Genomic DNA, 25,567 nt, shown 5'->3' with positions numbered 1-25,567 from the left:
GACCATTCTTCACTTCAACGCTCATCTTGCCTCAAGTTTAGTTCACCCGATTGGATGCAGACGCAGGCAGGCCCGAACCATGAGGTCCGGGCCTGTGTGTTTGTGCGCAAGACGCGGGTTACGGCGTGGCCGAGAGCGGCTTCGGCGGCGCCGGCGGCTTCGGAGCGGTCAGGCCCGGGACGAACGGCATCTGCGTCATCGTGCCTGCGGCCGCGTCCACCAGCGAGATGCCGTAGCGGTCCAGCGTGTTCGAGACGATCTGCGACAGCGCCGAGCGGTCCTTCGCATACGCGGCCGTTGCCGAGATGAGCGTGTTCTCCGCCGTCGCCAGGTTGCGCTCCTGCTGCAGCACGTTCGCCGTCGTCGAGGCGCCGAGCTTGTACTTCTTCTGCTCGGCGTCGAGCGACTGCGCGCCGTAGTCGCGCGCGGCCTGCGCGGCCTCGACGTTCGCGCGGTCGTTCGTCAACGCGTACTGCGCGTTGATGACCTGGATGCGAATCTGCGTGTAGAGCTGCTGCAGACGCATCTGCGTCTGGCGATACTCCATCTGCGAGCGCGCCTGGTCCGCCTGCGCGGTGCGGTTGCGGATCGGGATCGTGATGTTCACGCCAGCGCCGTAGTCCGGGTTATTCGCCGACAGCAGGTTCTGCAGCACGCCACCGTAGCCCGTGGGAGTCGAGGCGGTGTTGTTCGCCGAGCCCGTTCCCAGGTTCACCGCACTTCCGTTTACCGTACCGCCAAGCGCGTTCGTACCGTAGAAGGCGAAGGCATCCACCGTCGGGAGCAGACCGTTCTTCTCCCCGCGGATGGTGATCTCGTTGTTCTTCATCGTCAGCAGAGCCTGCTCGATCTGCGGGTTGTTGACGTACGACAGCCGAACGAGATCCTCGACCTTCATGTCTTCTTCCGGCGTGCGATCGAGACCGATGCGGTCGGTCGGGACAACGGGAGCATTCGCGATCAGCGACTCGCTCAGGTCGCGGGCGATCGCCTGCTTCATCAGCAACTGCTGATACTCCAGGTTCGACTTCGAAGTGATGAGCGCCTGCCGGTCGGTCGCGACGGCCGAGTCCGAGTTGACCACGTCGAGCGGCGCGAGCGTGCCGATCTCCAACTGCTTCCGGTTGTCGGACGCCAGTTGCGTCGACTGCTGCAGCGCGCGCTCCTTCGCCTGTTCGTCCTCATAGGCCGAGACCAGCGACCAGTAGATGCTCTCCACCTGCGTGACCGTGTAGATGACCTGCTGGCGGAAGGACGAGTCCGTGATGCGGCGGTCGTTGATCGCCTCGACGATGAAGCGGCGATTCAACCCCGTGCCGAAGCCCTGCAGCAGGTGCTGCGTCGCGGTCGCGCGGAGCGTCGTGGTGATGCTCGGCGTGTAGGTCGCGAGCACGCTGGTCGTCGCGGCGCGCGTGTTGTTGAAGCCTACGTTCAGCAGCGTGCCGGAGCTGAAGCCCTGCTGGTACGCCACATTCGCCGTGACGGTATTGACAGTCGCCGTCGGCGATACGCTGCTCGAGCTCTGCGTGGTCGCGCGCTCGAACTCCACCGTGCTGGTCAGTTGCGGGTCGAAGTTGTACGGGGCGGGTCCGCCGCCGTTGGTGCTGAGCACGAGGCCCGAAGTTCCGGTGCCCGAGCCGCCCGACGAGGTCGACGTGCCGCCCGGACCGCCGCCGCTGGTAATCGTGGTCGTCGTGCCGCCCAGCGTGTTCTCCACCAATCCGGTCGAGACGCCGCGCAGCGACGAGCCGGCGCGCGCGCGCAGAATGTCCGTGTCGGCGATGTCCAGGTTGATGCGCGCGATCGCGATGTCGTAGTTGTTCTCGAGCGCGAGCGTAATGGCGTCCGTCAGGCCCAGGTAGATCGTGCCGTCGCGCAGCAGCGTCGCCAACCGGGGCGTGTTCTGGATCGTCGGCAGCGGCACCTGCGTCGAGGTATAGGGCGCGATCAGGTTCAGGAACTTGTACCCCTTCAGATGGGTGTAGTCCTTGGCGGTGTCGCGCAGGTAGAGCGGCTCGGTCGCCTTCGGCTCCGGCGGCAGGCCCGCGTTGTCGCCTGGCGCGGCCGTGGATGGCGCGGTGGGGCTTACCTGTGTCTGCTGCGCGAATCCCTGCGGCGCCGTCGCGCTCATGAGCAGCAATGCCACGCTTGCCGCCGACTTCAGATCATTCAATCTCACGTTTGTGCTCTCCAGCCTCTTGTTTCCAACTGTGCCGGCGCCGCTGTTGCGGCGTCGGCGAACTTCGAATCGAACTCTGTCCGGCTCATGGCGCATGCCTCCGCCATGACTTCTCAAATCCGGACGCCTGAAAATCCCGGAGACCCACTGCTACGTTGGAGTGATCTTCTACTAGACGAAGCCGACCGCGCCGAAGTCTCGCAAAAAATATGCTTTCCGGCGCTCCCTGCAACCTCTATCTCTCCGTTACGCATCGCCGCCGGTTTTCGTTCCCGAAAATCACCGCAACCATCCAAATTCTTCGATATCCCTCATCATACCAATCGAATGCCCCGGATAGCCGCCCATCGCCGGAACTCCGGGGAAGCGTTATCGTGGAGATAGCCAAACACACTATGCCCCTCTGGAAGCTCATCCTCGCGTACGACGGAACGCCGTTTCATGGCTGGCAGATTCAGCCCGGACTGTCGACCGTGCAGGGTACGCTCGCCGCCGCGATCCTCCACGTCACGGGCGAAGACGTGCTGCCGCAGGGCTCCGGACGCACCGACACCGGCGTCCACGCGCTCGGACAGGTCGCCAGCTTCGAGCTCGCCGCGCCCATCCCGGCCCAGAATCTGCACCGCGCCCTGAATCGCGCGCTGCCGCCCAGCATCCGCATCCTGTCGCTCGAAGCCGCCCCCGAGGGCTTCCACGCCCGCTACTCCGCCGTGCGCAAGACGTATGAATACCGGATCTTCCCGCACGACCGCTGGCAGCCCGGCTTGCCGGATCGCATCTGCTCGCCCATGCTGGCGCCCTGGGTCTGGGACTGCCGCTGGCCGCTCGACCTCGACCGGATGCAGCAGGCCGCGCAGGACGTCCTCGGCACGCACGACTTCACCAGCTTCGCCGCGTCGGACCCCGACCGCACCGCCCGCAAGGCCGGGTCCACGGTGGAAGCGTCGAACGTCCGCACCATCTTCGCCTCCGACTGGACCCACCGGGACGAACTCCTCGTCTACCGCGTGACCGGCTCCGGCTTCCTGCACCATATGGTGCGAAACCTCGTCGGCGCCTTCGTCGACGCAGGCGCAGGGCGCATCGCAGCCGGAGACATCGCGAAGATCATCGCCGCCCAAAGCCGCTCCGCCGCCGGCCCCACCGCACCCGCCAGCGGACTCTTCCTCGTCGAGGTGGTCTATTGATATCCACCTCCGGTCAATCTGCGCCTTCATCTCCAGTCCCCGCCCAAGAGGCTCGTCATCCTGAGCGAAGCGGAGGACCCCCGTATTTCGCTTTTGCCTTTGTCGTTTGCTTCCCTGCGGAGGCATCCTGATATGTTTACCTCCGCCATTGCGCGAATCATCAAAACAGTTAGTTTTGGCCCGGAGGTCTCCTGATGTTCACCTCTGCCGCGACGGCCATGGCGCAGCACCGCATCAGCCGCCTTGCGGCAATCCCTTCCGTCCACCGCGCCTTCCACTGGCTGCACCTGCATCAGCCGCAGCTCCGCCAGTGGCAGTTGCAGATGCTCGCCATCCCCGCTCCGCCCTTCGGCGAACGACCGCGCGCGGAGTGGTTCGCCGAACGCTTCACACAGCTAGGACTGGAGAACGTCCACCTGGATGAAGAGGGCAACGCCCTCGCCGAACTACGCACCAATTCGGGCGCCTCCAATCTTCAATCAGGTTTCGATTCCGAGACGTGGGTTTCAGCCGGCGAGCCCAGCCCCAAAACGAAATACCTCCTGATTTCGGCGCATCTGGACACCGTCTTCCCCGCCGGAACCGCCACCCAGCCGACGGAGGATGGCCCACGCATCCTCGCCCCCGGCGCATGCGACAACGCCGCCGGCCTCTCCGCCCTGCTCGGCATCGCGGCAGCCCTCCAGTGCGCAGGCATCTCACTCCCCATCCTCTTCGCGGCGAACGTCGGCGAGGAGGGCGAAGGCGACCTGCGCGGCATGCGGCAGCTCTTCGAGCGCGGCGCGTACCAAGGCCGCATCGGCGCGGCCATCGCACTCGAAGGCGGCGGAACCGGCACGGTGGTCAACCGCGCGCTCGGCAGCCGGCGCTTCCGCGTCACGGTCAGCGGCCCCGGCGGCCATTCTTGGACCGACGCCGGCGCGCCCAACCCCATTACCCTGCTCAGCCGCTGCCTGGCCGCGCTGGCCGAGATGCCGCTTCCCGCCTCGCCCCGCACCACGCTCAGCCCCGGCATGATCTCCGGCGGCACCAGCGTCAACTCCATCCCCACCTCGGCCTCCGCGCTGCTCGACCTGCGTTCGACCGACCCCGACCAACTCGCCATGACCGAGCTGAACCTCCACCGCACCCTTGAGCTGCTCATCGCGCGCGCTAACCGGCAGAACCCCCACCAACCGCCCGCGAAGCTGCAGATCGAGACCATCGGCAGCCGGCCGGCCGGCGCCCTGTCCGAGGACGCGCCGCTCTTCCAGACCATCCGCGCGGTCGACCGGCACCTCTCTATCCGCACCGAGCCGCGCATCGGGTCCACCGACGCCAACCTGCCGCTCGCGCTCAAAGTTCCCGCCGTCGCGATCGCCACCGGCGGCACGGGCGACGGCATCCACACCGAGGCCGAATGGTACGACCCCACCGGTCGCGAGACCGCGCTGCGCCGCATCCTGCTCATCCTGTTGGACACCGCGCAGCAGCTCGACAACGCCCAGCTACTAGTTCTTTAGTCCCAGCCCAAAACTTTCCCTCAAAATGGGCGTCTAACCAAACGACAAGCAATTCCTGCGTTTCGCCCGGTGAGAAAAGTGCCGTAAGCTGCGCACACGCATCTATATACTGGGCAGTGCCAGCCGTTTCGTTTACGGCGAGACCCGCATACTGCATGAATTGAGGAACCCTCGACCCATGGAATCACAGAAGCCGCATTTCTTCACTCGCCTCCGCAGCCACCGCCTCACCACCACCTTCACGCTGCTCGCAACGCTCTCCATCGGCGTCCTTGCGGGGTCGGTGCTCACTCGCAGCGTCAGCGGCAAGGAGCAGCAAGGGGTCGATAGCTCGAGCGCGCGTCCACTGGTCATTCCCAATCCGACCAATCTTTCGAACGGCTTCTCCGCCATCGCCAAGCAGGTCGGCCCGGCGGTCGTGAACATCAACACCGAGTCGCTGCCCAAGGAATCGCCCAAGAAGAAGCGCCGGCCCGGCGCAGGCGGGCAAGGCGGCGGACAGGGCGATCCCCAGAGCCCCGAGGACTTCTTCAACCGCTTCTTCGGCGGACAGGGCGGCGGACAAGGCGATGACGACGGCGACGGACAGGGCGGCGGCGAGCGTCGCGCACTCGGTTCGGGCTTCATCGTCGACTCGCAGGGCTACATCATCACCAACAACCACGTCGTCGACAAGGCCGACAAGATCTTCGTGAAGCTCGCCAGCGACCACGACGAGGCGGACGAGGGCGTCCCGGCGCGTGTCGTCGGCGTCGACCCCGAGACCGACATCGCGGTCATCAAGATCGACGTGAAGACCCCGCTCCCGACCGTCAAGCTCGGCAACTCCGACGGCGCGCAGGTCGGCGACTGGGTGCTCGCCATCGGCAGCCCGTTCTCGCTCTCGCAGACCGTCACGGCCGGCATCGTCAGCGCGAAGAACCGCTCCATCGACGACCGCGACGCGAACGGCCTTTCGAAGCAGTTTCAGAAGTTCATCCAGACCGACGCAGCCATCAATCCCGGCAACTCCGGCGGTCCGCTGGTCGACATGGCCGGCCAGGTCGTCGGCATGAACACCGCGATCTATACCCAGTCCATGGGTTCGCAGGGCGTCGGCTTCGCCATGCCGTCGAATATCGTCGCGTCGGTCTACAACATGCTCATCGGACCGGAGCATAAGGTCATCCGCGGCTCGATCGGCATCACCTTCCAGGCGGCGCAGTCTTCGGCGGTCAACCGCATCTACGGCTACGGCAACGGCGGCATCATCATCACGACCGTCAGCCCGACCGGCGGCGCGGCCAAGGCTGGTCTGCAGCCGAACGACGTCATCATCTCCATCGACGGGCGCAAGATCGCCGACGGAGATGACATGGTGCAGGATATCTCCGCCCGCAAGGTCGGCTCTTCGGTCAAGATCGGCTACGTCCGCGACGGCAAGCAGATGACCGCGAGCGTCACCATCGGCGACCGTGCGAAGACCTACTCCGACATCACCGCGAACACGGACGACGACGCAGCCGCACCGCAGCAGGCCGATGCCGGCGAGAGCAAGCTCGGCATCACCGTCTCGCCGCTCCCGGCGGCACAGGCGGCCAAGCTGGGCATCAAGGGCGGAGTCACCATCACCAGCGTCCGGCCCGGCTCCTTCGCCGACGAGATCAACCTCGGCAAAGGCGCGCTGATTACGGAGATCAACAAAAAACCAGTCACCGACATGGCCAGCTACAACGCCATCGTCTCTGGCCTGAATGTTGGCGATGACGTCGTCTTCGTCATCCGCAACACTGCGTCGAAGCAGGGCGGCAACTCCTTCGTCGGCGGAACGATTCGCTAAACCGTTGATTCTTCGGGCATCCAATGTCTTCGCGGAAATCGCGACGGCATTGGATGCCGGAGGTCACACAAAAGTACCATCCATTGGAAAAAAAATACCTAACGTGGGCAACCATTTCCTATTGCCAACCGTTGATCGACCCGATACTCTTGTCAGGTAATCGGGTGACACTTTGAAGCGTGTCCTCGATACTTTGTTCGAGGCAACGTTCCAGTATGCGGTTCGGCTCTGTTCTCGCTCTCAGCTCGTGCATTTTGTTCGCCGCAGCCCTGCCTGCAGCGGCCATGCCTCGCGCACACCGCGGACCCACCTCCCCCAGGCTGTTTGCGAGCAGCAAGCACGCTGCTTCTACTCCGAAGCCCGCACCGCGGCCTGCCGCGCAACGCGTCATCGACCCGGCTCGCGCCACTCAGATTCAGTCCGCTCTTATTAAGAGCGGCTACATGAGCGGCTCGGCCACCGGCGTGTGGGATGCCCAGACCGAAACCGCGATGCAGAAGCTGCAGTCCGATAACGGATGGCAGACGAAAATCGTCCCCGACGCACGGGCCATCATCAAGCTGGGTCTCGGCCCGAACGCCAGCTCCGCCGCTGAAGGCGCAGGAACCGAATCGGAAGCCGCCATCAAGCCTGGCGTTGGACCTCAGTAGACTTTTCTTGTTTTGCCTCCTGCACCGCCCCAACGACAATCTGGGATCGCGCGATGCGTAAGCACTGGCCGCTTTACCTGATGGAAGCCGCCGAGCTGGCCGCCTTCATGCTTTCCGCCTGCCTCTTCACGGTCCTGCTCTACCATCCGGCGTCGCCTGCCCTGCATTGGATTCCCGACGCTACCCTCCGCCGAGCCTGCATGGGTATCGCAATGGGTGCGACCGCCGTCGCCATCATCAAGTCTCCGTGGGGCAAGCGCTCCGGCGCGCAGTTCAATCCGGCCATCACCCTCACGTTTCTGCGGCTGGGAAAGATCGGCCCCGTGGACGCCGTCTGCTATATCGCCGCGCACTTCGCGGGAGGCATCCTCGGCGTCGGGCTGTCCGCCATGCTGGCCGGCCGCGCTCTCGCCGTACCGGAGGTAAACTACGCCGTGACCGTGCCCGGCCCGTGGGGCACAGGCGCGGCCTTCGCGGCGGAGCTCTTCATGGCCGCGCTGCTGATGGCTGTCGTGCTCACCACCTCAAACCGTCCGAGACTCGCGCCCTACACAACCTACATGGTGGGCACACTTATCTTCGGCTACATCCTCGTCTTCGCGCCGGTCTCCGGCTTCAGCATCAACCCCGCTCGCACGGTCGGCTCGGCGATCTTTGCCCAACTCTGGACTGCGGTCTGGATCTACTTCGCCGCGCCTGTGCTCGGCATGTTGACGTCTGCGGAACTCTATCTGCGGCTGACCGAACCGCGCCCCAGGCCCTACTTCACCCATCGGCACCTGCAGCAGAAACCTACCGTGTAAGCTCGGCGATCTCCTCCGCCCACTCGCGCCACAGACCGCAAAGCTCCGCCCGGTCGCCCGCCGTGTAGTCCTCGAACTCGAACCCCGGACTGACCGTACACCCCAGCAGCGCCCACGTTCCGCCAGGCACAAGCCGCGCCCCCTGCCAAACCCCGTGGGGCACGACCACCTGTGGCCGCGCCCCGCCGGCAAGATCGTTGCCGATCACGACGCGCAGCCCCGTGCCATCGGGAAAGAGCTGAATCTGCTCCACCGGATCGCCCGCGTAGAAGTGGAAGACCTCGTCCGACGCCAGCAGGTGCATCTCGCTGAAGGTATTCGGCTCCAGCAGATAGTAGATCGCCGTCCCGGTCCGCCGCGCCGACGGATATCGCGCCAGCTCGACCGTTTCCGACGCCTCATACGTCCGCACATACCACCCACCCTCGCGCGGATGCGGCATAAGTCCCAGCATTTGCTTCACTTCTTCGGCGTTCATAAGTTTCCTCCGGCGGAACATTCATCTCACGTTATTCTGAACGAACTCAGCCGCAAATTCTGCACCCAAAGAGGGCATCCGCCGACATGCGCACCCGTCTCGAACAGTACTTCGGCTTTGCCGCCCACGGAACCACCTGGCGCACCGAGATCCTCGCCGGTCTCACCACCTTCATCACGATGGCGTACATCATCTTCGTGAACCCGGCGATTCTCTCGCAGACCGGCATGCCGCTTGCGGCGGTCACCACCAGCACCTGCCTCTGCGCGGCCTTCGGGTCGATCCTGATGGGAACCATCGCCAACTATCCGCTGGCGCTCGCGCCGGGTATGGGGTTGAACGCGTACTTTACCTACACGGTCGTCAAGGGCATGGGCGTGCCCTGGCAGACCGCGCTCGGCGCCGTCTTTCTCTCGGGCGTCATCTTTCTGCTGCTGACCTTCGGCGGCATCCGGCAGAAGCTGCTGGCGGCGATTCCCTACCAGCTCCACGCGGCGGTCGCGGGCGGCATCGGCCTGTTCATTGCATTCATCGGGCTGCGCAACTCCGGCATCATCGTGCCCAGCCCGGCGACGACGGTCACCCTCGGCAACCTGCATGCGCACACCACGCAACTCGCGATCTTCGGCATCGTGCTCATCGCCATCCTGCAGGCGTACAAGGTGAAGGCGTCGATGCTGATCGGCGTGCTCGGCACGCTCATCGTCGGCATCCTCTTCCATCAGGTCAAGTACCAGCCCTCGACCTTCAACCCGCTGGCGATCTCGGCCACCGCCTTCCACATGGACCTGCGCGGCGCGCTGAAGATGAACGCGCTCGAGATCATCTTCGTCTTCCTCTTCGTCGACCTGTTCGACAACATCGGCACGCTGGTCGCGGTGACCGAACGCGCAGGCCTGATCGCCGACGACCACACCATCCCTCGGCTCGATAAGATCTTCTTCGCCGACGCCAGCGCCACGGTCGTCGGCGCGCTGGCCGGCACCTCGACCGTCACCAGCTACATCGAAAGCTCGGCCGGAGTCGCGGCCGGCGGACGCACCGGCGTCACCGCCATCACCACCGGCATCCTCTTCTTCCTCGCCATCTTCATCGCGCCCGCCATCGGGGCCATCCCGGACTTCGCCACCGCGCCGGCGTTGATCCTGGTCGGCGCACTCATGGTCGCCGGCGCCGCGCGCATCGACTGGGAGGAGCCGCGCATCGCCATCCCCAGCTTCCTGACGCTGATCACGATTCCGCTGACGTACTCCATTGCCACGGGCCTGTCGTTCGGCATCATCAGCTTCGCGGTGCTGGAACTCGCCACCGGACGAGGACGCCGCCAGCACTGGATGCTCTACACCCTGGCCGCTCTGTTTCTCTTCCGCTTCGCCTACATGAGCGCGGGGTAGGCTGCCCTTTCTCTCCACCAAACGAAAAGCCCCATGTCTGAGACATCGAGACATGGGGCGTCCAGCATTGGTTCCAGGGAAGAGCGTTTACCGCACCTTCAGCCCCGGCGCCACTGTCGTTCCATCCTCGGCCTCGGTGAAGTCGATGATGTTCTTCAGCGTCTCGTACGGGATGGCGCCCAGCGGCAGCAGGCGTCCGTTGACGGCCAGCATCGGGGTCTGATCGACGCCCGCATCCTCGCCCAGCTTGAGCGATGCGTTCACCTGTTCCTTGATCGCAGGCGTAGCCGCGCAGGTCGCAACAGCCGCCGGATCGAGTCCGGCCTTGGTCACCGCGGCCTTCAGCGTGTCGTCGCCGGTCTCGGGCGTCAGCGCGCTCTGCGTGTCGTAGACGGCCTGCGCATAGGTGAAGTAGGCCTCGTTCTTCTGCTTCGCCACGCACGCCCCGTAGGTCGCGGCCTGGAAGGCGAATGGATGGATCTGCACCAGCGGAAAGGGCTGATAGACGATGTGCGCGTTTGGGTAGTCGCGCTCCAGGTTCTTCATCGTCTCCTGAGCCTCCTTGCAGTGTGGGCACTGCAGGTCCGAGAACTCGACCAGCATCAGCTTCTTGCTCACCGAGCCGCGTGTGGCGCCGTCGGCCCGCGAGGCCAGCATGGCGTTCAGGTCCGCGAATGGCTTCGCGCCAAACGAGATGACGCTGCCGCCCGCGACCGCATGCTTACCGTCGGGCGTGATGAAGAACGCCGTGCTCTGCACCTGCGCATTCGGCGCACGCTCGGAGACGAAGACCACGACCTTCGCGACGCCCGGCGCATCCGTCTTCTGGATCGCCTCCACGCGCCAGATGCGGTTCACATCGTATCCCCAGAGCGACTTCAGGAACCCGTCGACCGTCTCAAGCGTGGGGCTGGGGGCGGTAAAGTTCTTCGGGTCGACTGCGGGAAACGGGTCCGCCTTCGTCACCGGATCGAGCGACTGCAGTTGCAGAGACTTCTGCGGCGCAGGCGCTGCCGCCGCGGGCGCGGCCTGTGCCAGAACGGTTCCGGTAAACCCAATCGTCGACGCCAACGCCGCCACTACCATCGCTTTGTTCAATGAATCCATCCTCTCGAACTGTGTTCGTTGCATTGATTGTTGCCTGTCCCTGTGGTCGTCATTCCCACAGGGAATCTGCTTCTATCTTTACTTCTGCCTCTAAACCTCAACCTTCACCGCAATCGGAAACCGCCTTCCATTCCCGAACGACTTTTCCGTCACCTTCAAGACCGGAGCCGCCTGCTGCCGCTTGTACTCGCACCGCTCCACGAGCTTCAGCACCTGGCGAACCAGCGCGACATCCACCTTCTGCTCCGCCGCGATCTCCTCCGCCGAGCAGTACCGCTCGACATAGGCCTCGAGGATCGGGTCTAACACATCGTACGGCGGCAGCGAGTCCGTATCCTTCTGGTCCGGCCGCAGCTCGGCCGAGGGCGGCTTCTCGATCGTCGCCAGCGGAATGATCTCACGCTCGCGATTCGCATACCGGCTCAGCTCGTAGACGCGCGTCTTCATCACGTCGCCAATCACCGCCAGCGCGCCGACCATATCGCCGTAAAGCGTGCAGTAGCCGGTCGACATCTCGCTCTTGTTGCCGGTCGTCAGCACCAGCGCGTTGAACTTGTTCGACAGCGACATCAGCAGCACGCCGCGTGAGCGCGACTGCAGATTCTCCTCCGCCAGCCCGAACGGCGTGCCCACAAAGAGCGGCCCCAGCGTCTCCATGTAACGGTTGTAGATGTCGTGAATGGCGAGCATCTCGAAGCGTATCCCCAGCCGCAGCGCCAGATCGCGCGCGTCGTCCTTCGAACCTTCGGACGAATACTCGCTCGGCATGCCGACGCCCATCACATTCTCAGCGCCCAGCGCTTCCACCGCGATCGCCGCCACCAGCGCCGAGTCGATGCCGCCGCTCAAACCGATGATCGTCTTGCGGAAGCCGCACTTGCGCACATAGTCGCGCGTACCCAGCACGAGCGCGTCCCAGATCGCGGCGACGTCGTCCGAGACCGGCGGCGCGATCGGCGGCGCGGCGGCTGTATCGATCAGAATCAGGTCTTCGACGAAGGAGGAAGCCTGAGCCACCAGTGCGCCGTCCGCGCCCACGGCGAGGGACGATCCGTCGAAGATCAGGCTATCGTTGCCGCCGACCTGGTTGGTCATCGCGACCAGCGCGCCGTGCCGCTGCGCGATGGCGCCAAGCATCTTCTGCCGGACCTCGCGCTTGCTCTTCCAAAAGGGCGAGGCCGAGATGTTGACGATCAGCTTCGGCTGCGTGCGAAGCGCGGCGGGCTGCGCATCCCACTTCCCCATCAGTTCGTCCACGGGATCGACCGCGTAGTTGCGCCGCGGCCAGAAGTCCTTGTCGTTCCAGGCGTCCTCGCAGATCGTGATGGCGACCGGCGCCGGACCGGCGGGGGTCGGAATCGTCGTGAGCGATTGCGACGCGGCAGGCTCGAAGTACCGCTGCTCGTCGAAGACGTCGTAGAACGGCAGCAGCATCTTCTGTTGAATGTGCAGAATCTCGCCGCCCCCCACAAGCACCGCGACGTTGCGCACATGCTTGCCTTCGGGCGAGTTCGCCGGCATTACCGTGCCGACCAGGAGCGTGGGTCGTCCCGGCGTCGCGGTCCAGCGGACCAAGCCTTCGAGCGCCGTCTGCGCACGAGCCACAAACGACCGCTTCTCCAGCAGATCGGCAGGCGGATAGCCGCACACGGCAAGCTCGGGAAAGACCACCAGGTCCGCCGCAAGCCCTACCGCCCGTTCCGCAAACTCCAGAATCTTGTTCGTATTTCCGACAAAGTCCCCAACCGTCGGATTGATCTGCGCCAGTGCGATCTTCACGCTTCCAGTCTATCGAATAATTGGAAGCACCGGCTGCAACGGGACTTAGGAACCCGTTCCACCCAGCACCACGCCAATCGTGCGCGCCAGAATCGTGATATCCAACCAGAAGGTCCAGTTCTCGACATACGCGGTATCGAGCGAAATGTAGCTGTCGAAGGACGGATCCTGCCGCGCCTCCACCTGCCACAGACCGGTGATGCCGGGCAGCACGTCCAGCCGGCGCAGATGCGCCAGATCGTACTGCTCCACCTCGGAGGCGATCGGAGGCCGCGGCCCCACCAGGCTCATATCGCCGCGCAGCACGTTGTAGAACTGCGGCAGTTCGTCGAAGCTGTACTTGCGCAGACGGCGCCCGACCTTGGTGATGCGCGGGTCGTTGACGATCTTGAACAGGACGCCTTCGCGCTCGTTCAGGTGGCTCAGTTGCTCCTTGAGCTTGTCCGCATTCGTCACCATGGTGCGGAACTTGTAGCAGTTGAAGGTCCGGCCCTTGCGGCCGATGCGCGCGGCCTTGTAGAAGATCGGCCCCTTCGAGTCCATCCGCACCGCAATGGCGATGAAGAGCATCGGTATCGCAAGAACGGTCAACGCGATCGTCGCCAGCGTGATGTCCAGCGCGCGCTTCATCAGGAAGGCGCCGATCGGGAACTCGCGGCGGTGAAGCGGAATGGTGGGAAACTGGCCGATGTACTCGACGGTCGCATTCCAGGCCAGACCGTCGTAGAGGTCCGGCACCACGCGCACATCGATGCCGGCGGCGCGCGCCTCTTCGACCAGACCGATGACCAGTTTCTTTTCCGCCGGGACAGAGAGGAAGATCTCGTCGACGAAAAGCGACCGAGCCAGCGCGAGGCAGTTCTGCATGTTGCCGATCACGTCCGCGTCGCCCGACTCCGCCTCGCGCTCGGTCAGCGCGACGAAGCCCTTGAAGCGGAAGCCGAGGTGCTGTAGCGACTCCAGGTGATTGCGCAGCGCATGCGCCACGCGGCCCGCGCCGACGATCAGCACGTTGCGCGTCTCATGTCCGGCGCGATAGCGACTGTAGACCATGCTGCGCCAGACCGCGCGCCGCAGGCACAGGAGGAATGCCGTGAAGACCACCAGCAGAATGACGATGACGCGCGAGACCGACTCCACCTGCTTCAGGTAGAGCGTACCGCACAGGATGAGGCCGGAGACCAGCGTCGCCTGCACGGTCATGCGCTGCTCATGCAGCCCCGTGCGGTTCTGAATCGGCCCATAGACGCCGTAAGAATGGGTAAAAAAGATGAGACATACGCCGAACCACGCCCAATACGCCAGCCAGATGGGCGGAGACGTCGCGAAGATGGTGGGCAGCATGGAAAACGAGTGCGCGCCAAGGGGATTCCCCATCTGGCAGCGAACGGCGATCACGCCCGCGACGAAGGCCGTCAGCAGGTCCAGAAACGCCCACACCAGGCTCGTGACGGAAGGACGCTGCGACATACGCACCCGTGCTGACTTGGTGTTTCCGCCGCCGTGCCGCTTTCCCGAAACAATGACCTGCTGCAGATAATCCGGTGTCGCCATAATGCAAGTGTCTCCCGTCCAACGACCGACGAAGTTGAATTCCGGCCAGAACTACAGCCGAAATACACGTCCGAAGCTCCCCAAACTTCCTGGTCGAGGAACCCGCATCCAAATCCTACCTTGAGTATGACAGCCGGAGGCACTTCCATCCGGGAGGAAACTATCTCAAGACACGAATGAGGGTAAGTCGTGCAATCGACTGGTGAAGAGGTATGGAGCGCCACCTGAAGAATACGTTTTGAATCCATTCCCCGCAAGTCTTCCGCAAGTCTTTTATATAGATAAGCCGACGAGCGCTATACATCGGCCAATTATGCCGGTAGCACCAGTTCGTCCAGTAATAAAAACTCGCGAAGAATCGGATCGTCGCTTCGTTCCATCTCCGGCATCGTGCCGAAGAACCTCACCTCACCCTGATGCAGGAAGACCACCCGATCCGCCAGCTTCTTCGCAAAACGCATATCATGCGTTACCACGATGCTCGTGAGATGCAGTTGCTGCTTTAAACGTTGGATCAGATTGCCCAGCAGATGCGCCATCATCGGGTCGACCATGGTCGTCGGTTCGTCGTAGAGCACGGCCTCGGGCTGCGCCGCCAAAGCCCGCGCGATGGCGACCGACCGCTTCATCCCGGTCGAAAGATCGCTCGGCAGCAGGTTCTCCATCCCGGCCACGCCCACCATCTCCAGCAGCCCGCGCACCACCTGGAACATCTGGTCTTCTTCCATGTCCTTGCGCTCGCGCAGCGGAAACGCAACGTTCTCCCCCACCGTGATCGAGTCGAAGAGCGCGCCGTTCTGGAAGACCATCGTGACCTTCTTGCGAACCTCCTGCAACTGCCGCTCGCTGAAGTGGGTGATATCTTCGCCGCCGACCCGGATCGTGCCGGAGTCGACCTTGAGAAACCCGAGGAGCATCTGCAGCGAAACCGATTTGCCCACCCCGCTGCGGCCCAGGATACAAAGCGTCTCGCCCGGATTGACGCAGAAACTCACATCCTTCAGCACGTGAAAGTCGCCGAAAGACTTCGAGACATGCTCGAACGAGATATAAGAACGCGGCTTGCCGCGATCCTCCGGCACAGCCTCGACCGCAGCCTCGTTCTGCGCCGCGGCCTGCACCATGAACTCCTCGACCGCCGGCGTGATGCTCAGTTCGACGTCCGCCAGGAGCGGAACCGAGCCCGCATCGTCGGTGTCGGCGACGAGCGCGTCCGAACGATGCTCGGAACCCTCGGCATCCGAGCTCTCGACCGCGCGGTTCTTGTCCTCGGGCGTCCGCTCCAACGCCTTTTCCGCCGTCAAACTCTCGTCCTGCTCCGCCATTCGGGCATCCTCTGCGTGGTGTTGTCCTATTCTCTCTCAGATGCGGTCGCAGCCTGCACGGCGGCAAACTCTTCCGGCGTATTGACGTTCCGGAACCAGCCCGCATCATCCGCCACGACCGTATCCGCGAGCACGGCGTCCTCGGCGACTCCCTGCTCTGCCGTTAGCGCCGCCGCCGCCTCCCGCAACACGGGATAGAGCTTGTATCGCCCGCGGGCGATGGACGCAGCCAGATACGGCAGCACCGCGCGATGCAGCAGCGCCACCGTGGGCTGCGGAATGCCGTCGACCGTGAAGAGAGCCAGCCGCGTCGTGGAGCTCGACAGCGCCGCCTCGATCCATTCCCGCAGCAACGCCACCGGCAGACATGGCAGATCGACCGGCAGCACGAGCGCCCAGTCCGACGGGCAATGCGCCAACGCCGCCTCCAGCCCGCTCATCGGACCGCAGTCCGGGTGCAGATCCGGCGCCAGCGGCGCAAAGTCCGCATACGCAGGATAGGCGCCCAATATGTAGACATCCCCACAAATATCCCGCAACTTCGCCACCGCGCGCGCCAGCAACGTCTCGCCGTCAATTTGCAGCAACGCCTTATCCTGCCCCATCCGCGAGCTGCGGCCGCCGGCCAGGACGTAGCCGGTCACACGCGGCGGCATCAGCTCTCCAGCGCGGTGAGCGTGCTCAGGATACCGAACCAGCGCACGATCGACTCCACGCCCCGGTGAAAGTTCGCCAGATGAAACTTCTCGTTGGGCGCATGAAGGTTGTCGTCCGGCAGGCCGAAGCCCATCATGACCACCGGCAGTCCCAGCTCGCGCGTGAAGTCGCCCACGATCGGGATCGAACCGCCGCCGCGCACGAAGACCGTCTCCTTGCCGAAGACCGTGTGCATCGCCTCGGTCGCCGCGCGGACGAACTCGTTGTCCGTGCTGACGACGATGGGGTCGCCCGAGTGAATCAACCGCACCTCGAGCGTGCAGCCCTTCGGGCACAGCGTTTCGACATACTCCTTATACAGGCGGAAGCTCTCCGCCGGGGTCATATCCGGAACCAGACGCAGGCTCACCTTCGCCAGCGCACGCGCCGGAATCACCGTCTTCGCGCCCGCGCCGATGAAGCCGCCCGGCATGCCGTGAACGTCCAGCGTCGGCCGCGCCCAGGTGCGTTCGAGCACCGAGTAGCCGCTCTCACCGGTCAACGCAACCGAGCCAACCTCCGCGTGGCGATACTCCTCCTCGTCGAAGGGCAGCAGCTTCCACGCGGCCAGCTCGGCGTCGGACGGAGCCTGCACCTTGTCGTAGAAGCCGGGGATGAGGATCTTCCCCTCCGCATCCTTCAGTTGCGCGATGATCTGGGCCAGCGCGACGAACGGGTTCGGCGCGGCGCCGCCGTACATGCCGGAGTGCAGATCCGTCCGCGCGCCCTGCACCTCGATCTCGGTGTAGATCATACCGCGCAGGCCCACGCATAGCGTCGGCAGATCGGGCGCGAACATCTCCGTATCGCTCACCAGCGCGACATCCGCATGGAGCTGATCGCCGAAGTCGCGCACGAAGGCCGCGATGCCCTCACCGCCGACCTCCTCCTCGCCCTCGACGATGACGCGCACGTTGATCGGCAGCTTGCCGCCGCCCGCGACCATCAGCGATTCGAGCGCCTTCACGTGCATCCACATCTGGCCCTTGTCGTCGACCGCGCCGCGCGCGTACAGGTTGCCGTCGCGTTCGGTGGGCTCGAACGGCGGCGACTTCCACTCGTCGAGCGGCTCGGCCGGTTGCACATCGTAGTGCCCGTAGCAGAGCACGGTCGGCTTGCCCGGCGCATGCAGCCACTCCGCGTAGACCAGCGGATGGCCGATACGCGCCGGAACCACCTGCGCCGGGCCGGACGCGCCCGCCGTCATGCTCTCCTCGGTCGAGGTCTCGATCAGGTGGACGTTCTCCATGCCGATGCGCGTCAGCTCCGCCGCGACGAACTCCGCCGCCCGGCGCGTGTCGCCGGCGCGCGCTGGATCGGTCGAGACCGACGGAATCCGCAGCAGCGCCTTCAACTCTTCGACAAACCTGTCCCCATGATCCTTCGCAAACGCTACCGCCGCTGCACCATTCATCGACATCGCTTCTCCCTGTGGTTGCTCTTCTTGCCGTTGCACTTGCACGTCTTGTTTGTCATCCTCGAAGAGGATCTGCTTCCGTTCTGTCTTCTCAGCCCTTGCGTGTGAAGCGCCGCCACAGCCTGGGTGCCCCATCCATCGCAGCGCTTCACCGCGATGGGTGGGACGTAACACCGTTCGATTCGAGACAGCCCCTGAGCGGAGTTGAATGGGCTGCGTCTTGTTCGGCACGGGTGAGGAAGGCATACCCCAGGGGCTAAAGCCCCGTCCTTGCCAGGTCTAAGTGCCAAGGCTAAAGCCTTGGCCTACCCAGATGCAAAGACGTCAGCCTTGGCTGACTTGGCAAAAACGTCAGCCTTGGTATACCTGGATGCACCAGCGTCAGCTACTCGATCCTGCAACGCACTACCGCTTCGGCTGTCCGCCCGCACTCCACTCCGGCTTGAAGTCGCTCGACGCCAGCCAGCGCAGCGGCTCGACCAGCGATTGAATCGCCGCCGTCATAAACGGCAGGTCCAGATGCTCCAGATCGTCGTTCGGCTGGTGGTACGTCGGCACCGTGCCGTAGCCTGCCGCCGTGTGCGCGACCACCCCCTGCAGCGCAAGCTGATAGTTGTCCGAGCGTTCGAAGAAGTGCTCGTCCGGATAGGGATCGTCGCCCAGCTTCGCGCCATGCGCAGCCAGCGTCGGGCCAAGATTCGACCGGCTCCAGCCCGTGAAGAGCAGCGTATCCTTCGGCATCTTCGGGTCCTGGCTGCCGATCATCTCGAACTCCACGTTCGCGACCAGATCCTTCAGCGGCACGGGCGTGTGTTCGCCGAAGAACTCCGAACCCAGCTCGCCCGCCTCCTCGCTGCCGTAGCAGACGAAGAGCACGCTGCGCTTCAACTGCGGTCCGGCGGCCAGCGCATGCGCGAGTTCCAGCACGGCGGTCGTGCCCGCGGCGTCGTCGTTGGCGCCGTTGTAGATCGTGTCCCCGTTCACCGCCGGGCCGATGCCCAGGTGGTCGAGGTGCGCGGTCAGCAGAATCGTCCCGGCCTTCGGGTCGCTGCCGGGCAGGTAGCCGATGGCGTTGTACGTGCTGCGCGGCGGCTGAGGCAGCTCATGCACGCGCAGCTCGACGACCGCGCCGTCCTCCTGCGCGGCAAGGCTGGTCGCGGCCTGGCTGTCGACCGCAACCAACGTCCGCGAACCCGGCAACCCCGTCTTGAGACGTATTCCGATCTGCGTCTTCCCGCCCGTCGCTTCGACCATGTGGTCGATCTCCGCGTTCCTCGGCAGCAGTACGAGCGCAGCCCCAGCCCGGCGAGCCGTTCTCGCGGCGGCAAGCGTCGTCTTGCCGGTCAAAAGCACCGCCGCGCCCTTCAGGTCGCCCGCCTTTGCGATCTCCGCCGCATCCACCTTCCGCAGCTTCGCCTGCACATCCACGCCCGACGAGGAGAGCAGCAGGACGCCCGCGCCCTCGGACAAAGTCGCCGAGCCAACGTGCAGCGTCGCATGGCCGTCGAGTACGGGCGAGACCACCTCCGCGCTCTGCAGATAGCCGGTCATTCCCGGCGCGAACTTCAATCCGTACCCCATGAACTCCGACGCGACATAGGTCGCCGCAATCTGCTCGTCGCGCGTTGCGCTGCCGCGACCGGCCATCACGTCGCTCGCGAGAAACTCCTCATGCGCGCGCACCCACTCCGGCTTCACCGTCCAGCCGGTCTGGGCGAACAGGCCCTGTGTCGCCAGGCAAAGTCCCAGCGTCGCCGAAACCACGTGCATACCGCGCCTACTCCAGTTCATTCAGCCTGCCTTTCCAGCTCTTCGGCTCTGCTCGCGAACGAAGGCCGCAAGGTGAGTATAAGGAAGAATGGGTCCAGCGAACGGCGATCTCTTTCCCTCTCAACGGAAACAAATTCTCTAATGACACCGAGCGCTGCGGGATGTTAGCCTTGCGGCCATGTCTCGACTCCAGCTCCGCATCCCGTTCCGAGTCCTCGCCCTGCTGCTGCTCGCCTTTCCCCTGCTTCGCGTCCAGTCGCGAGCGCAGAATCCGGCCAACGGTACGCCCGACGCGCCGCCCCAGACCGAGGTCGCCGTCGACGCGCCGTTGAACCCGAAGCTGCCTACGGTCTTCATCGTCGGCGACTCCACCGCGCGCAACAAGGCGGACCTCGGCTGGGGAGACCACTTCGCGCCGCTCTTCGACACCACCCGCGTCAACATCGCCAACCGCGCCATGGCCGGCCGCAGCAGCCGCACCTATATCAACGAGGGCCGCTGGGCCAAGGTGCTGGCCGAGATGAAGCCGGGCGACTACCTGCTGCTGCAGATGGGCCACAACGACTCCGGCGATCTGGGAGGCGCGAAGCCGCGCGGCTCCATCCACTCCATCGGCGAAGAGACCAAGGACGTGCCCCAGACCACCGGCCCGCTCGCCGGACAGGTCGAGACGGTACACACCTACGGCTGGTATCTGCGCAAGTACATTGCCGAGGCCCGCGCCAAGGGCGCCACGCCGATCCTGCTGACCACCACCGTCCGCAACATCTGGAAGGATGGCAAGATCGAGCGCGACATCGGCTACAACGATTTCATCCGGCAGGTCGGCGCGCAGGAGAAGGTTCCGGTGGCCGACATGGGCGCGCTCGCCGCGGACAAGTGGCAGTCGCTCGGCCCGGCGGCCACTGCGGCGTACTTCCCCATCGACCACACCCACACCAGCCCGCAGGGCGCGACGATCAACGCCATCTGCGTGGCGGCGGCGCTGCAGAAGATTCATTCTCCGGTCGCGCAGTACCTGAAGCAGTAGAAGTGTCCGGGTGCCCCATCCATCGCAGCTTCAACGCGATGGGTGGGACGTATAACGTCCCCAACCGCTCCGGACGGTTCACGTCCCACCCTTTCGATGAAGCCGAAAGGATAGGTCGCCCGAACATCTCACTTCTGACTATCGAAGCCGTCCAAGTCGATACCGCCATGATGATCTCCTGCTCATTGACCCCGGAAGAGTTTGAGGCGCTTCGCCGAATCCTCTGGGCGCCCCTGTATCGACTCACTCTCTTCAATCGTTACTGGAACCAGCACCCCTTCTTCTTCTTTGGATCCTGGATTGTCTGCGGATTCGCCGCCGGCGCGATGCCGCGTCTCTACCGTCCTTATGGAGAGTTGCTCCTCTTCGCGGTTTGGCTCACGATCTTCATCCCGCTGATCCGCCGCTCTCAGCGTCCAGGTCCGAAGCTCATGGAGAAGTTGAACGCCGACTTGCCCTCATCTGTCTCCGTCGAGGACAACGGCATATCGACAAAGCTTCCTCTGGGCGTTGTTTCGACCGCCCCTTGGACAGCGTTCAAGAGTTGGCGAGATGCCGGCGCGTTCTTCTTTCTCAACTGGGCGGACGGTTCGAACTTCCTTGTCCTCCCTCTACGCGGCCTCTCTTCCGTGGAGCGGGAGACGCTGCGGGCGACCTTCGAGGATCGTCTCGGTCCATCGGTGGAGCCCATCATCCGCGGTTACGGATTGCTTCGATCCCGCTAAGGTTTGCTCGGCATGCGAGCCACTCCTCGCGTAACATAGAAGCTGTACGTTCCACGATCCACACGATGCGCCTGCGCTCCTCCCAGTTCGTCTTTCTCGTCGTCCTGCTCTGCTCGGTGCAGTTCGGGGGAGACTGCACGCTGCATCTGCTGGCGGACGCCGTCTGCGACCGCACCTGGATCGCCGCCTCGCGCGGTGAGACGCAATCGGCATCCATCACCCAGGACAACCGCCAGACGCTGGGCGCACATGCTGCCCGCCAGCCCGAAGAGCTGACCGCCGAGTCCCTGAGCGTCCACCGCTCGGTCTGGACGATGCGGTCGCCGGCCTCCGATGCCGCGGCCATCGCGCACCGCACCGGACTCCTGCGCGCCTAAGCTCTGCTCTTCAGCTACTCCGCACCCAATTCCACGCGATCTGCGTGAAACCGTGCCTGCCTCGCTTCGCGAGCGCCCACAACTGATAGATACCAAAGGACCTTCATCTTGTTCAACTCCGTCATCGCCAAGGTCTTCGGCACCGCCAACGAGCGCGCCGTCAAGAAGCTCCATCCGCTGGTCGAGCAGGTCAATGCGCTCGAACCCACTATCTCCGCGCTCTCCGACGATCAGCTCCGCGAGAAGACGCTCGAGTTCAAGGCGCGCGTCGCCAAGGCCATCGAAGGTCTGGACCCGAAGGAGCAGGCGGACGAAATCTACGCCGCCGAGAAGGCCGCGCTGGACGAGCTGCTGCCCGAGGCCTTCGCCGTCTGCCGCGAGGCCGGCAAGCGCATCGTCGGCATGCGCCACTTCGACGTGCAGATCATCGGCGGCTCGATCCTGCACCAGGGCAAGATCGCCGAGATGAAGACCGGCGAGGGCAAGACGCTGGTCGCCACCCTGCCGACGTACCTGAACGCACTCGCCGGACGCGGCGTCCACGTCGTCACCGTGAACGACTACCTCGCCAAGCGCGACGCGGAGTGGATGGGCAAGATCTACGGCTTCCTCGGTCTGACGGTCGGCGTCATCGTCCACGATCTTTCGGACCAGCAGCGCCGCGAGGCCTACGCCTCGGATATCACCTACGGCACGAACAACGAGTTCGGCTTCGACTATCTGCGCGACAACATGAAGTTCGAGCTCTCGGACATGGTCCAGCGCGGCCAGTACTACTGCGTCGTCGACGAGGTCGACTCGATCCTGATCGACGAGGCGCGCACGCCGCTCATCATCTCCGGCCCGACCGACCAGACCACCGACAAGTACGCGCGCGTCAACCTCATCATCCCCGAGCTGGAGCTGGGTGAGCTGATCGAGACGCTCGAGAACAAGACCTGGTCCGGCGACTATGTGATCGACGAAAAGTCACGCTCGATCACCGTGACCGACGAGGGCTGGGAGAAGATCGAAGGCCTGCTCGGCATCGGCAATATCGCCGACCCCGAAAACTGGGACCTCAAGCATCACGTCGAGACCGCCATCAAAGCGCACAACCTCTACAAGCGCGACGTCGAGTATGTGGTGAAGGACGGCGAGGTCATCATCGTCGACGAGTTCACCGGTCGCCTGATGCCAGGCCGGCGCTGGTCCGATGGCCTGCACCAGGCCGTCGAGGCCAAGGAAGGCGTGACGATCCGCAAGGAAGATCAGACCCTCGCCACCATTACCTTCCAGAACTACTTCCGCCTGTACAAGAAGCTCTCCGGCATGACCGGCACGGCCGAGACCGAGGCCGCCGAGTTCGACAACATCTACAAGCTCGACATTGTCGTCACGCCGACCAACCGCAGGATGCAGCGCATCGAGCACCAGGACGTCGTCTATCGCACGGTGAAGGAAAAATACTTCGCCGTCGCCGATGAGATCGCCCGCCTGCACGAGAAGAAGCAGCCCGTGCTCGTCGGCACGACCAGCATCGAGAAGTCCGAGCTGCTGTCGGACATCCTGAAGCGCAAGGGCGTCCGCCACGTCGTGTTGAACGCGAAGTTCCATGAGAAGGAGGCCGAGATCGTCGCGCAGGCTGGCCGTCTCGGCATGGTCACGATCGCGACCAACATGGCAGGCCGCGGAACCGACATTCTGCTGGGCGGCAACGCCGACTTCATGGCCCGTCAGGACCTCGTGCGCAAGCAGCAGGCGCGCGCGGTCTCGGGCGCGGAGGGCGCGATTCAACCCGTCGCCGGTCCGGGCATGTTCCGGTTCTACTACTCCGGCCAGGAGTTCGAGACGACGCAGGAGCTTTGGAACGCCGCCGTCGCGACGCACGAGGCAGCCGCCAAGGCCGAGCACGACGCCGTCATCGAGGCCGGCGGTCTGCACATCATCGGCACCGAACGCCACGAGAGCCGCCGCGTCGACAACCAGTTGCGCGGTCGCGCCGGACGCCAGGGCGACCCGGGCGACAGCCGCTTCTACCTCTCGCTCGAAGACGACCTGATGCGCATCTTCGCGCGCGAGTGGGTCTCCGGCCTGCTGCAGCGCCTGGGCATGGAAGAGGGCGTGCCGATCGAGTCCGGCATGATCTCGAAGCGCATCGAAGCCGCGCAGAAGGCAGTCGAGACGCAGAACTTCGAGTCCCGCAAGCACGTGCTCGAATACGACGACGTGATGAACAAGCAGCGCGAGGCAGTTTATGGCCTCCGCAAGCAGTTGATGGAAGGCGTCGATCAGAAGCAGCTCATCACCGAGGACTACGTCGGCACGATCCTCTCGAACATCCTCGAAGAGAACGCGCCCGAGAAGGCGCATCCCGACGAGTGGAAGACGCAGGCCATCTTCGACCAGCTCTTCGACCTCTTCGGCGTACGCTTCGAGAACGAGATCAACATCGCCGAGCTGAACCGCCACGAGCTGGGCGAGACCATCTTCGACAAACTGAAGGCGCGCTACGACATCAAGGAGTTGATCCTTTCGCCCGCGACCATGCGGTATCACGAGCGGATCGTGATGCTTTCGGTGCTCGACGGCCTGTGGAAGGATCACCTGCTCGCGATGGACCACCTGAAGGAGGGCATCGGACTGCGCGGCTACGCCCAGCAGGACCCGCTGGTCGCCTACAAGAAGGAGTCCTTCGACATGTTCGAGGCGATGATGCTGCGCTTCCAGGAAGACACCGCGCGTCACCTCTTCCGCATGCAGATCATCGGGCCGGACGGTCAGCCGATCGAGAGCGCCGAGCAGCTTGCCGCGGCACAGGCCGTGCAGGCGGAGCCGCCGGTGATCGACGCGGTCGCCCAGCCCGCGGCCATCGAGGCGCCAGTCCAGCGTGTGCCGACGGTGCCCATTGCCTCGCCTTCGACCACCATCGATGCGCTCGAAAAGGCCTTCCAGAAGAAGAAGGAGCGGGAGCTGCAGGCCGCGCGCAGCGCCGGCGGCAGCGCGACCGCCGATGCCGCAACCCCTCGTGTAGCCGGTGCGCAGGTTGGCCGCAACGACCTCTGCCCCTGCGGCTCGGGCAAGAAGTTCAAGAAGTGTCATGGGGCCGAAGCATAAACGCTTTTGAAGTTTCGAAGGTATGAGCTTAGAGCTTAAGGCCGTATAGCCTTAAGCTCTTTTCTTTGTCCCACAAGCTACTTCGTCAGGTCGTCCAGCAGCAGCTTCGCCTTCGTGGCCAGGTTCAGCGATCCTTCGGAGTCGCCAGAGTCCAGCGCCGCCTGCGACTGCCGCAGGAAGTTCTTCACCTGCCCCACTTGCAGTCGCTGCTGCTCGACCAGCCCGGCAGGCAGTTCGACGAGACGCTTGTTACAGGCGGCGATCAGGTCCGCCGCCTGCTGATGCTTCTGCGGCGAGGCGTCGCCGCCCGTCGTGAGCGCACCGATCACCGAGGCGCCGTCCGGCGCGGGGGCGCCTGCGCTCGCGACCTGCACTGGAGCGGGCACGGGCGTCTCTACAGGCTTCGGCGCTACGGGCGCGGGCTTCCGGCGCGGCTTGCGCGGAGGCTTTACCGTCACCACAGGCGCCTTTGGCAGCGGCTGCTGCTCCACCACCGGCGCCTTCGCCGGCTCCGGCGGCGCCACCAGAGGCTCCGGCGCCTGCGTCTGCGCGGCCAGCACCACCGGGTTCGGCTTGTGGCGGCAACCCGCGAGCACGCAGACCGACAGCAGCAGCGCATGCGCGGCCAGGGTCCGGCGGCCTTGCACAGTCGAGATTAAACGCTTCATTGCATCGTTCA

Annotated in this window: 20 protein-coding genes; 10 read left to right on the top strand and 10 right to left on the bottom strand. The window is 64.4% G+C overall.

From position 1 onward, the window contains the following. Window positions 1-118 precede the first annotated feature (118 nt). Window positions 119-2,179 carry a TolC family protein gene (locus CHB87_RS11470; RefSeq protein WP_245817943.1) on the bottom strand — a complete coding sequence of 687 codons (2,061 nt, stop codon included), beginning with the start codon at window positions 2,177-2,179 and terminating at the stop codon, window positions 119-121. 395 nt (window positions 2,180-2,574) lie between these two features. Between CHB87_RS11470 and truA the strand changes: the two genes are divergently transcribed. The 5 genes from truA (at window position 2,575) to CHB87_RS11445 (ending at window position 8,140) form a co-directional block, all read left to right on the top strand. Next, window positions 2,575-3,366, top strand: coding sequence for a tRNA pseudouridine(38-40) synthase TruA (gene truA, locus CHB87_RS11465; protein WP_089408550.1), 792 nt, complete (start codon window positions 2,575-2,577; stop codon window positions 3,364-3,366). Between the two features lie 194 nt (window positions 3,367-3,560). Beyond that, entirely contained in the window at window positions 3,561-4,868 is a 1,308-nt protein-coding gene (locus CHB87_RS11460; protein WP_089408549.1) for a M20/M25/M40 family metallo-hydrolase, read from the top strand. Window positions 4,869-5,046: 178 nt separating this feature from the next. After that, window positions 5,047-6,687 (top strand): trypsin-like peptidase domain-containing protein, encoded by a 1,641-nt coding sequence (locus CHB87_RS11455; RefSeq protein WP_089408548.1) that lies wholly within the window; start codon window positions 5,047-5,049, stop codon window positions 6,685-6,687. A 284-nt stretch (window positions 6,688-6,971) separates the two neighbouring features. Further along, a complete protein-coding gene (locus CHB87_RS11450) occupies window positions 6,972-7,337 on the top strand; it encodes a peptidoglycan-binding protein (protein ID WP_245817942.1) in 366 nt (121 codons plus the stop codon). Between the two features lie 53 nt (window positions 7,338-7,390). After that, window positions 7,391-8,140 carry an MIP/aquaporin family protein gene (locus CHB87_RS11445; RefSeq protein ID WP_089408546.1) on the top strand — a complete coding sequence of 250 codons (750 nt, stop codon included), beginning with the start codon at window positions 7,391-7,393 and terminating at the stop codon, window positions 8,138-8,140. Here the strand turns inward: CHB87_RS11445 and CHB87_RS11440 are convergent. Then, entirely contained in the window at window positions 8,130-8,618 is a 489-nt protein-coding gene (locus CHB87_RS11440; protein WP_089408545.1) for a cupin domain-containing protein, read from the bottom strand. The two genes, CHB87_RS11445 and CHB87_RS11440, sit on opposite strands and share 11 nt — an antisense overlap. Window positions 8,619-8,704: 86 nt before the next feature. Between CHB87_RS11440 and CHB87_RS11435 the strand changes: the two genes are divergently transcribed. Further along, a complete protein-coding gene (locus tag CHB87_RS11435) occupies window positions 8,705-10,012 on the top strand; it encodes an NCS2 family permease (protein WP_089408544.1) in 1,308 nt (435 codons plus the stop codon). Between the two features lie 87 nt (window positions 10,013-10,099). Here CHB87_RS11435 and CHB87_RS11430 read toward each other — a convergent pair whose 3' ends face one another. From CHB87_RS11430 to CHB87_RS11400, 7 genes are all read right to left on the bottom strand, one after another. After that, a complete protein-coding gene (locus CHB87_RS11430) occupies window positions 10,100-11,110 on the bottom strand; it encodes a DsbA family protein (RefSeq protein ID WP_245817941.1) in 1,011 nt (336 codons plus the stop codon). Window positions 11,111-11,209: 99 nt separating this feature from the next. After that, window positions 11,210-12,898: an NAD+ synthase gene (locus CHB87_RS11425; RefSeq protein WP_089408542.1), complete on the bottom strand. Its 1,689-nt coding sequence runs from the start codon at window positions 12,896-12,898 to the stop codon at window positions 11,210-11,212. A gap of 45 nt (window positions 12,899-12,943) precedes the next feature. Next, window positions 12,944-14,452, bottom strand: coding sequence for a sugar transferase (locus CHB87_RS11420; protein ID WP_089408541.1), 1,509 nt, complete (start codon window positions 14,450-14,452; stop codon window positions 12,944-12,946). 311 nt (window positions 14,453-14,763) lie between these two features. Beyond that, entirely contained in the window at window positions 14,764-15,777 is a 1,014-nt protein-coding gene (locus tag CHB87_RS11415) for an ABC transporter ATP-binding protein (RefSeq protein ID WP_425432473.1), read from the bottom strand. 26 nt (window positions 15,778-15,803) lie between these two features. Continuing rightward, on the bottom strand, window positions 15,804-16,433 hold the full coding sequence (mobA, locus tag CHB87_RS11410; protein ID WP_089408540.1) for a molybdenum cofactor guanylyltransferase: 630 nt from the start codon (window positions 16,431-16,433) through the stop codon (window positions 15,804-15,806). After that, entirely contained in the window at window positions 16,433-17,887 is a 1,455-nt protein-coding gene (locus CHB87_RS11405) for a dipeptidase (protein ID WP_089408670.1), read from the bottom strand. The genes mobA and CHB87_RS11405 overlap by 1 nt, the downstream gene beginning before the upstream one ends. Window positions 17,888-18,295: 408 nt before the next feature. Continuing rightward, window positions 18,296-19,660: a M28 family peptidase gene (locus CHB87_RS11400; protein WP_089408539.1), complete on the bottom strand. Its 1,365-nt coding sequence runs from the start codon at window positions 19,658-19,660 to the stop codon at window positions 18,296-18,298. A gap of 178 nt (window positions 19,661-19,838) precedes the next feature. Here CHB87_RS11400 and CHB87_RS11395 point away from each other — a divergent pair, with 178 nt between their 5' ends. The 4 genes from CHB87_RS11395 to secA all read left to right on the top strand — a co-directional run bounded on the left by CHB87_RS11395 (window position 19,839) and on the right by secA (window position 24,888). Next, the gene (locus CHB87_RS11395; protein WP_089408538.1) at window positions 19,839-20,690 is read left to right on the top strand and encodes a rhamnogalacturonan acetylesterase; all 852 of its coding nucleotides are present in this window, start codon (window positions 19,839-19,841) and stop codon (window positions 20,688-20,690) included. Window positions 20,691-20,857: 167 nt separating this feature from the next. Then, a complete protein-coding gene (locus tag CHB87_RS11390; protein WP_089408537.1) occupies window positions 20,858-21,415 on the top strand; it encodes a hypothetical protein in 558 nt (185 codons plus the stop codon). A 65-nt stretch (window positions 21,416-21,480) separates the two neighbouring features. Beyond that, complete coding sequence (locus CHB87_RS11385; protein WP_089408536.1) at window positions 21,481-21,792, top strand: hypothetical protein; 312 nt, start codon at window positions 21,481-21,483, stop codon at window positions 21,790-21,792. Between the two features lie 108 nt (window positions 21,793-21,900). Continuing rightward, window positions 21,901-24,888, top strand: a complete 2,988-nt coding sequence (gene secA / locus CHB87_RS11380; protein WP_089408535.1) for a preprotein translocase subunit SecA — start codon at window positions 21,901-21,903, stop codon at window positions 24,886-24,888. Between the two features lie 77 nt (window positions 24,889-24,965). On the opposite strand, the gene CHB87_RS11375 is transcribed toward secA, so the two are convergent. After that, window positions 24,966-25,556, bottom strand: coding sequence for a hypothetical protein (locus CHB87_RS11375; RefSeq protein WP_089408534.1), 591 nt, complete (start codon window positions 25,554-25,556; stop codon window positions 24,966-24,968). Between the last annotated feature and the right edge of the window lie 11 nt (window positions 25,557-25,567).

This window comes from Granulicella rosea (assembly GCF_900188085.1).
GTDB classification, from domain to species: Bacteria; Acidobacteriota; Terriglobia; order Terriglobales; family Acidobacteriaceae; genus Edaphobacter; species Edaphobacter rosea.
This window is presented reverse-complemented; position numbering and strand designations above follow the sequence as displayed.

Coding starts and splice junctions, on each gene's coding strand:
- truA (WP_089408550.1), top strand. CDS start 2,575: ATGCCCCTCTGGAAGCTCATCCTCGCGTACGACGGAACGCCGTTTCAT.
- CHB87_RS11460 (WP_089408549.1), top strand. CDS start 3,561: ATGTTCACCTCTGCCGCGACGGCCATGGCGCAGCACCGCATCAGCCGC.
- CHB87_RS11455 (WP_089408548.1), top strand. CDS start 5,047: ATGGAATCACAGAAGCCGCATTTCTTCACTCGCCTCCGCAGCCACCGC.
- CHB87_RS11450 (WP_245817942.1), top strand. CDS start 6,972: ATGCCTCGCGCACACCGCGGACCCACCTCCCCCAGGCTGTTTGCGAGC.
- CHB87_RS11445 (WP_089408546.1), top strand. CDS start 7,391: ATGCGTAAGCACTGGCCGCTTTACCTGATGGAAGCCGCCGAGCTGGCC.
- CHB87_RS11440 (WP_089408545.1), bottom strand. CDS start 8,618: ATGAACGCCGAAGAAGTGAAGCAAATGCTGGGACTTATGCCGCATCCG.
- CHB87_RS11435 (WP_089408544.1), top strand. CDS start 8,705: ATGCGCACCCGTCTCGAACAGTACTTCGGCTTTGCCGCCCACGGAACC.
- CHB87_RS11420 (WP_089408541.1), bottom strand. CDS start 14,452: ATGGCGACACCGGATTATCTGCAGCAGGTCATTGTTTCGGGAAAGCGG.
- CHB87_RS11415 (WP_425432473.1), bottom strand. CDS start 15,777: ATGGCGGAGCAGGACGAGAGTTTGACGGCGGAAAAGGCGTTGGAGCGG.
- mobA (WP_089408540.1), bottom strand. CDS start 16,433: ATGCCGCCGCGTGTGACCGGCTACGTCCTGGCCGGCGGCCGCAGCTCG.
- CHB87_RS11405 (WP_089408670.1), bottom strand. CDS start 17,887: ATGAATGGTGCAGCGGCGGTAGCGTTTGCGAAGGATCATGGGGACAGG.
- CHB87_RS11400 (WP_089408539.1), bottom strand. CDS start 19,660: ATGCACGTGGTTTCGGCGACGCTGGGACTTTGCCTGGCGACACAGGGC.
- CHB87_RS11395 (WP_089408538.1), top strand. CDS start 19,839: ATGTCTCGACTCCAGCTCCGCATCCCGTTCCGAGTCCTCGCCCTGCTG.
- CHB87_RS11390 (WP_089408537.1), top strand. CDS start 20,858: ATGATGATCTCCTGCTCATTGACCCCGGAAGAGTTTGAGGCGCTTCGC.
- CHB87_RS11385 (WP_089408536.1), top strand. CDS start 21,481: ATGCGCCTGCGCTCCTCCCAGTTCGTCTTTCTCGTCGTCCTGCTCTGC.
- CHB87_RS11375 (WP_089408534.1), bottom strand. CDS start 25,556: ATGAAGCGTTTAATCTCGACTGTGCAAGGCCGCCGGACCCTGGCCGCG.